Annotated in this window: 3 protein-coding genes; 1 reads left to right on the forward strand and 2 read right to left on the reverse strand. The window is 71.7% G+C overall.

The features are described from left to right. Window positions 1–142 precede the first annotated feature (142 nt). Window positions 143–502, reverse strand: coding sequence for a hypothetical protein (locus PV350_RS46425; RefSeq protein ID WP_499516003.1), 360 nt, complete (start codon window positions 500–502; stop codon window positions 143–145). 384 nt (window positions 503–886) lie between these two features. Here PV350_RS46425 and PV350_RS46430 point away from each other — a divergent pair, with 384 nt between their 5' ends. Continuing rightward, window positions 887–1,366, forward strand: a complete 480-nt coding sequence (locus tag PV350_RS46430) for a MarR family winged helix-turn-helix transcriptional regulator (protein WP_499516004.1) — start codon at window positions 887–889, stop codon at window positions 1,364–1,366. A gap of 101 nt (window positions 1,367–1,467) precedes the next feature. Here the strand turns inward: PV350_RS46430 and PV350_RS46435 are convergent, their stop codons facing one another. Beyond that, the gene (locus PV350_RS46435; RefSeq protein WP_499516005.1) at window positions 1,468–1,794 is read right to left on the reverse strand and encodes a hypothetical protein; all 327 of its coding nucleotides are present in this window, start codon (window positions 1,792–1,794) and stop codon (window positions 1,468–1,470) included. Window positions 1,795–1,828: the final 34 nt, after the last annotated feature.

Consider the following 1,828-nt stretch of genomic DNA (forward strand, 5'->3'; position numbering starts at 1 on the left):
GCAGCGTCAGTGTTGTATAAGAGACAGATCCGGCACACCCCGCCGGGCCGTGCGAGGACGGGGCGGCTCGGCACCGGTGTGGCCTCCTGCCTGTCGGCGGGGCGTGCGTGGCCCGGCGGGGTGTGCCGGATCCGGTCGCGCCTCAGCGGACGGGCCCGTGGCCGTGGGACTGCCAGACGGTCACCCAGTGGCCGTGGGACCAGCGGGCCAGGCGGTGGCCGTCGTACCGGTAGAGCTTGCCGTCGTACCCGTACCAGTACTGCACCTGGTGGTGGCCGTAGTCGTAGTGGTGGCGGGTGACCTCGTCGTTCCAGCGCCGGTCGTCGTTCCCGGTGCGGTCGCCCGTCCTGTCCCACGTCGTGCTGCTGACGCTCACGGCCTGCCGGTCCTGGCCGGCGGGCCGGGGGGCGGCGGAGGCGGAACCCGTGGCTCCGAGCAGGGCGGTGCCGGCGAGTGCCACCGAGGCGGTGGAGGTGGCGATGATGCGCGTCCACTTGTTCATGACTGGTGTCTCCTTGCTGTGCCCCGGTGTGCGGGGCGTCGGACGACGGTCCGGCCGGTTGGGCCGGTCCCCGTCGTGCGGGGGCGATTCCGTGGTGCTGCCGGGGCGGGGCGCCTGGTTCGCAGGTGCTGGTTCCGCGGGGCCGGCGTCGCTGTGGATCGCTGGTGAATGGAACCTAACAGATGATTGAGGAGGGTCAATCATTTATGGGATGTGACCATCGCCTCGCGCAAGGAATCGGGAGAAGTGGAATAACGGGGCACGAACGACCGCTGGGGGCGACCTCGTCCGTGGGGGCGTGGTGGGGGGTCGCGGTCGCTAAATCGTTGAAGTTCATGGATTACCCATCGATCACGATGGTTGGTGGCGCGCTATCATGCAGGCATGGCAGTGAACGAGATCGCGGTTGAGGGTGCTGCCGGCGGCGACCCGCTGGAGCAGCTCGGTTTCCTGCTGGCCCGGCACGGCGCCATCGCGAACGGCCGCGTCCAGCGCGCCTTCGCTTCCTGCGGCCTCACACCGCGGGCCGGAGCCACGCTGATGCTGCTCGGCGGGTGCGGGTCCATGGGGCAGCAGGGTCTCGTCGCGGCGCTCGAGGTGGATCCCAGCATCATGGTCGCGATCCTCAACGACCTCGAGTCCGCGGAGCTCGTCGAGCGCCGTCGCGACCCGTCGGACCGTCGCCGGCACATCGTCGCCATCACGGACCGGGGGCGCGGCGTGCTGGCCGAGGCCCAGGCGGCGGTGGAAGAGGTCGAGCGGGGGCTCTTCGGGGACTTGTCCCCGGAGGAGGTCACGGCGCTCCGCGGCCTCCTGGCCCGGGTGCGCACCTCGCCGGGCGACGAGCTCTGCGCCGAGGAGTGACCCGCGGGCCCGGCCGGCGCCCGTCCGCGCACGGGAACGGGAACAGCACCCCCGGTGGCCGGAGGTGCTGGTGGTTCGGGTCGGTGGGACGTAGGCGATGCTCAGTCGAAGATCACGCCGTTGTTGACGGTGCCGTTGTTGATGTTGGTGGAGTTGTTGTCGCCGACGACGATGATGATGCTGCCGTTGCCATTGGCGTTGGGGCGGTTGCCGCCCTGGTTCCAGCCGCCGCGCCCCCAGCCCTCGTCGTCGTGGCCCCGGCCTCCGCCGTGACCGCCGCCCCGGCCGGACTCCTTCGCGGTGGCCGCGTGCGCCTCGGCCGGCGCGGTGGCGGCGAACGCGGTGGTGGGGAGCAGCGCCCCTCCCGCGGCCAGGGTGGCCACGGCGGTGAGGGTGACGAGGCGCTTCGTGCGGAGGGTGGGAGCCATGGTCGTCGTCCTTCGTGAGCGGGGGTGGAGGGGG

It is taken from the genome of Streptomyces sp. PA03-6a (assembly GCF_033792765.1).
Lineage (GTDB): Bacteria > Actinomycetota > Actinomycetes > Streptomycetales > Streptomycetaceae > Actinacidiphila.

Bases quoted from the DNA above. Each gene is read 5' to 3' on its own strand.
- PV350_RS46425 (WP_499516003.1), bottom strand. From the start codon at position 502: ATGAACAAGTGGACGCGCATCATCGCCACCTCCACCGCCTCGGTGGCA.
- PV350_RS46430 (WP_499516004.1), top strand. From the start codon at position 887: ATGGCAGTGAACGAGATCGCGGTTGAGGGTGCTGCCGGCGGCGACCCG.
- PV350_RS46435 (WP_499516005.1), bottom strand. From the start codon at position 1,794: ATGGCTCCCACCCTCCGCACGAAGCGCCTCGTCACCCTCACCGCCGTG.